Origin of the sequence: Paenibacillus sp. UASWS1643 (assembly GCF_008693195.1) — a bacterium.
Taxonomy (GTDB): domain Bacteria; phylum Bacillota; class Bacilli; order Paenibacillales; family Paenibacillaceae; genus Paenibacillus; species Paenibacillus amylolyticus_B.
Genome location: NZ_VXKZ01000078.1, coordinates 1 through 5635, shown reverse-complemented (window position 1 = coordinate 5635; position 5635 = coordinate 1). Strand labels below are relative to the sequence as shown.

5 protein-coding genes are annotated in these 5635 nt (G+C 47.3%); all 5 read left to right on the top strand.

Going from position 1 to position 5635, the window contains the following annotated elements; translation table 11 throughout:
- Window positions 1–2194, top strand: a 2194-nt coding sequence (locus FE296_RS00505; RefSeq protein WP_150364006.1) for an ATP-binding protein, incomplete at its 5' end; no start/stop codon positions are given.
- A 47-nt stretch (window positions 2195–2241) separates the two neighbouring features.
- Window positions 2242–2685, top strand: a complete 444-nt coding sequence (locus FE296_RS00500) for a hypothetical protein (RefSeq protein WP_190944972.1) — start codon at window positions 2242–2244, stop codon at window positions 2683–2685.
- Between the two features lie 6 nt (window positions 2686–2691).
- On the top strand, window positions 2692–4407 hold the full coding sequence (locus FE296_RS00495) for a CD3337/EF1877 family mobilome membrane protein (RefSeq protein WP_150364004.1): 1716 nt from the start codon (window positions 2692–2694) through the stop codon (window positions 4405–4407).
- On the top strand, window positions 4386–5006 hold the full coding sequence (locus FE296_RS00490; protein ID WP_150364003.1) for a hypothetical protein: 621 nt from the start codon (window positions 4386–4388) through the stop codon (window positions 5004–5006). Before FE296_RS00495 ends, FE296_RS00490 begins: the two co-directional genes overlap by 22 nt.
- Window positions 5003–5599 (top strand): hypothetical protein, encoded by a 597-nt coding sequence (locus FE296_RS00485; RefSeq protein ID WP_150364002.1) that lies wholly within the window; start codon window positions 5003–5005, stop codon window positions 5597–5599. The genes FE296_RS00490 and FE296_RS00485 overlap by 4 nt, the downstream gene beginning before the upstream one ends.
- The last annotated feature ends 36 nt before the right edge of the window (window positions 5600–5635 follow it).

Sequence of the window (5635 nt, the reverse complement as noted above, 5' to 3'; positions counted from 1 at the left end):
GGTTGGTAATACCGGCCTAGCGGTGGTTGCCGGACTGACGGACTTCATCAATGGTTTTAAATCGCCAGTGTACCGCGCAATGGGGCTGGAACCGAACGATATTCTGAAAGTAGACATTGAGCAATATAAACTTCAGGCTGAAGGGCTGCGAGAAACCCTGAGTCAGTCCATGTCTTCCCTGGTCCGGATGCTCAGTAAGGAAGAAACGCTGTTTCTGATCGAGCAAAACTTTAGCGTTACGCCGAACGATACCAAGCTACGGAAGGGGTATGAAACCAGCGTAGACGTTTCCGGTATTGACGGAGAACGCAAGGAGCATGAGGCACGCCGTGGCCGGGCGCAGTCATTCTATGAACTTCAAAATGCAGAAATTGAAGAATATGATCAAAAAACTCTCAAGCTTTACAAAATGGTGGACGAGGAAATCAAGGAAAGTTACGTCCAATACCTGGTTGCTGATAAAATGACGCCACACAGTTTGCATCCAGGATCCGAATGGATGTTTCATATCCAAAACCGGCTACGCTTTCCGGTTGCAGTGTCGGTCAAAGCTGGGCTGCTGCGAAATGATCAGATCATTAAAAACCTCAGTAACGTGCGGCTTTCCTACCAGGACCAGCGAGAGGAAGCCCACAAGGGCGACAGTCACGTGGATCTCAACACCGAAAAGGCTGAGAGTGGAGCTATTCAAATGGAAAGCCGGTTTACGGATACTGGTTACCCGGCATATGGATGTAGCTTTGTTTTCCGTGTATCGGCCAAAGACAAAGACCAGCTGCGTGTCAGAGTAGACGAGTTGAAGCGGGAAATGCAAGCTTTCGGTATTCACTTGCTTAGTCCGTATGGGGAAATGATCTCGTACTTTATGGAATTTATTCCGACTTGTCCGCGGATCAATAAGGACTATATTCAATACGTGGAGCCAACAAAGCTGGCCGGGATGATGTTTGGAGCCACGACGAACATTGGCGACAATCGCGGTTTTTACATCGGGCAGACGCTCAAGCTCAACCGGCCAGTGTTTATCCAACCTGACTTGGCCGCAAAAGCATTTGAAGGCGTAAATAACGTTGTCGATTCCCTGGCTATGATGGTGGCTGGGATGACCGGTAAGCGAAAATCGTTCTGGATTAACCTGTTCACCTATTTATCCGTGTTGTCTGGATCGACGGCCTTGATTGTCGATCCGAAAGGAGATCGGAAAGGCTGGGCCAAGGGGCTACCGTTTATTCCTCCGGAATTTATCTCCATTTGGACGCTGGGCTCCGACGAACAGGATGCAGGTTGTCTTGATCCATTCCGGACCAGTACCAGCATCCAGGAAGCGCAGGAAGTCGCGTTGGATATCTTATCGTACCTTTGTGATCAAGAGCTTGGGGATGCTGGTTTCACTATATTGAGTGAAGCTGTTGAAGTTGAAGCCACACATGGAGATCCGTGTCTTGGTGGTATGCTGGAAAGCTTGAAGAGCCGCGTGGATAATATCGAGCATCGGCCGGCCCGACGAGAATCGATGTATGCAATCATCGAGACATTAGAAACGCTTAAACGGACACAGATTGCCCGGCTTCTTTTTGGAGAGCGGGGACAAGATTATCGGGTTCTGCAGGTCAGTAAGCCGATCCAGGTTCTTATGGTTCAGAATCTGCAGTTGCCTAAGAATGAGAAAGCGGCACGTCCGCTGGAGAAAATTTCAGAAGCCATCTTGATATCCATTACCGCATACACCAAACAGTTCATGTTCAACTATGACCGTTCTATTCATAAGATTGTAGTTCAAGATGAGGCCAAGACGGTTGAGCGCTCGGCAGAGGGGAAAGCGATGATGGACTTTATTACACGGATGGGACGCCACTACAACACGACGTTGGTGAAAGGAACGCAGAACGCCAGTGACTATGATGAAGATGTGGCCAACATGGGCATGAAGTTTTCCTTTGCCCTGAAAAAGTATGAGGAAGCTGTTGAAATGCTGAAATACTTCAACCTGCCGGATACACCGGCCAACGTGGAGTATTTAAATAGCCTTGGCCGTGGAACAGCGCTCTTCCAGGATATTTATGGCCGAGTGGCTGCAGTCCGGATTCACCCAGTATACAAAGAGATTGAGGAAGCATTCGATAGCTCAACCGCTACCCAGGAAGACCGGGAATACGAGCGGGAACGCCAAGAAAAAATTCGGATGGGGGTATGAACATGTGGACAGGTCGGACTATCTTTAACACGAGCCTTGTAAGCCTAATGTTTCTGTTGCTTCTTATCGGCTGTTCAAAGCAAGGGGGTACTGAACCATCCGCTGATGTGAAGTCAGCGGATGCCCTGGCTTTAACCTATATTCAGGCTAGTGTTGAATTCGATGATGATCTATTGAAGACCATATTATTTTCGGATCAGCCAAGATACGCAAATTTGAAAGCAGGGAAGCATTCTAATCCTGGGAATTTTGAGAAACTTGGAGAGAAATATTCAATCTATCGTTACAGTGAAAAACCCAACGAACAGGGCCAAATTTATTATAAGGTAAGTTATTTTTTGGATAATCATCAAAAGTATTTCTCAGATCTGCTGAGAATGAGCAAAGAAGACGAGCAGTGGAAGATTCGAGAAATTGACGAAGAGGAAATGTCGAGAAATGCGAATCCAGACGAAGTAATAACTGTTCACAAAAGCGATGACGAGGGGTGATCCAGAATGAAACGCTGGATTCGATATGGCATGCTCGTCCTTATTTTTTTCGTGAGCTGTATGCTGCCAATAGCTAGTGCAGCCGATCCGGATGTGCTGGCTGGTAAAAACATTTCGTCAAACCTGTTTAACACAGATCATGAAGTAACCAGCAACGGATCTCCAGCCTATTACCAGATCGATGTAACTTCAAAAACAGGAGACGAAGAGGAAGAGGGTAACGTTTTTACTAAAGCTTTCTCGACGGTTGGTAGCTGGATTTCGGGTGATGCCGTTAAGGACTCGATCATGGCCCAATTCTATGAAGCCATGAACTTCATGGTCAACATCCTTTTCAAAATGAACTTGTACATGACGAATGCGATGTTAACCGTGCTGGACTACGCATTTGATTTTGATGTAGTAAATACATTGATCGAGCGTATTGAGGGAGTCATGCAAAGTGTAACGGGCATATCCTCCATAGGTTTTAGTGGTATGGGACTGTACGGGAAGTTAATTGGAATCATTGGAATTTCTGTTGGATTACTATTTGCTTATCAGTATTTCTTCAAGCACGCGCAAATTGAAGCAGTCGGAAACCTGGTTAAGACATTCCTAATCTTGGTTGTTACGCTATTGTTCTTCAGCAACTATGGCACTGTGCTGAAGGGGGCTAATTCTCTTACGACAGAAGCTTCAGCCATTATCATGGGAGCGGGTTCGTCCCTAAGTGAAGACGGCTTAAGCGCAAGGCAAAGCATGGGCAACAATATGTGGGATTTATTTGTACATCGTCCCTATTTATATATGCAATATGGAACGGATAAGGAAAGTGAGGTAGGAGAAAGTCGGGTTGATGAACTTTTGAGTAAGCCGCCAGGACAAGTGAGGCAGGATTTTGTAGAAAAGAACGAAGTCAAAGAGTCAGGAAATGGAATGATGACTTATGTACAAGTCCCGGAGCGCTTGGTGTTCACTGGATTGTACACTGTAGTTAATGGGATTACATCCATTCCGATATTCGCCTTGGCATTACTCATCATCGTGCTTCAGTTTTGGTTTTTGGCCGTGGCCTCACTTGCACCGTTTTACTTACTCATTGCAGCATTTCCGGCGGGTGGAGGTGTGTTCCGTCGGTATACGGAGGAACTGGCATTGCCGCTCATTCTTAAATTGGGCGTATCGTTTATAGCACTAATCGTATTTACCATGTCGGAGATTGTATATCAGGAGGGGAATACCGACAGCATCGGATACATTGCCGTTGCCATCATTGAGTTTGTTATCCTGGTGTTGATCTTCCTGATTCGTAATCGCCTAATCAAAATATTGTTTGCCGGCAACCAAGCTGCGCGGCAACTGGCTATGGAAGCATCGCAGTTTGACCGTCGCATGAATGCTGCTAGGCATAAGGTGACACGTGGAGCTGCTCAGGCAGCAGGAACCATGGCCGGTGGACCAGCGGCGGGAGCTGCGGCGGGAGCGGCCGTAGATAGTATGGAGAGCGGCAGAGATACAAGCACCGTAGCAGCATTGGAGAATGAACGCCTGGACTCTTCGGATATTAATGCTACTGCCGGTACTGATACAGATAACGATCTTGACGATAATGCGCCGTTGCAAACTGAAAGTTTAGGAGATCCGCCACCACTAGGTGCCAGTGGAAGCGGCGTGAGCGCCAGGGTGTTAGCTGGGGTAATGGCGGGTAGTGCCGGAGCGTGCCACAAACGGTGTCTTTAAACGATACGAAAGGCAGCCCTGGCGCTGCGGGAGACTTGGCAATACCAGCCTTCATGCGCCAAAGACCGGATAACGGCCAATCGTCTGGAAGTGTTCAGGGAATGGGTAATGGTTCTAACGTTACGCCGCTACACGGCGGCGTAGGGGCACCAGGAAACGCAAATTATGATGAATCTATTAGATCCAATGATTATTTCACTGGCGGTGGGAATTTACGGAATGAACCTGAGTCCTTATCAGGCGGCCAAGGATCATCAGGGAATGACGCTTCATTATTTGCGTCTTTGCCTAATGAGGATCAAGCGATAGACTCGCGTGTGCCGCATAGCACCACTAATAGTGGACAAGCGCCACAGACGGTACCTCTTAACGTCATTCCTGGCACAAGACGGGAACAAAGCCAAAGCTCAAGTCCAAGAAGACCGCAGCCAGAGAGAATACGAACATCCAGAGGGGTAGAATCTCTTGGGAACAGAAGCGTAGAACGTCAAGCAGCAGATCATGCCGATTCCATACCTATACGTTCTGGACAACAGGAAAACCGGGTGCAGAATATTCCGTTAAATCCTTCTAACAACGAGGGGGGCGACGAGTCATGAAGGGACCAGTGAAAACATGGCTTGGCTCAATTATAGCTTTAGGTATGGTAGCCTTACTTATTGGATCGATTTTTGAAGGGAATCGCATTGAAAAAGAACGGGCTGCTGCTGAACAGAAGCAGCAGCCTGTTACTCAGGAGAAGCCGGTTCGCCAGTACACCCCAAATGAGCAAGCCGTATCAGAGAAGGAGGCTGAAGAGGTAGCGGCCCCAACGGAAGAAATGCAAACGGAGATCCAAAAAGTTATTCCGGAATTTCTGAAGGTATACGTACCGTTCGATGTTGAAAGTCCAAGTGATTTTTTGGAACAGTCTAAGCCTTATGTAACTGATAACCTCTATAAAGCATTAGAACAGGAGCAACGCCGGGGTACACTAACGATCGTCAAAACCAAGCTGATCAATGTAGACCTGGAACCGCAGAAAGAGGGATTGCAGGAACAATGGTGGAATGCAGACATTGAGGTGGAGCATACCGATCAGGACGGCCAAACTCGTGCAAGTACGTTAGCCTATATCATTAAGGTCAAATTGATAGATGGAAAATGGAAGATTGATGATCTTGGTGTACGTTCAAGGGCGTGGAATCCATGAAGAAATTCACTATATTTGGCGGATTGGCCTTAATCC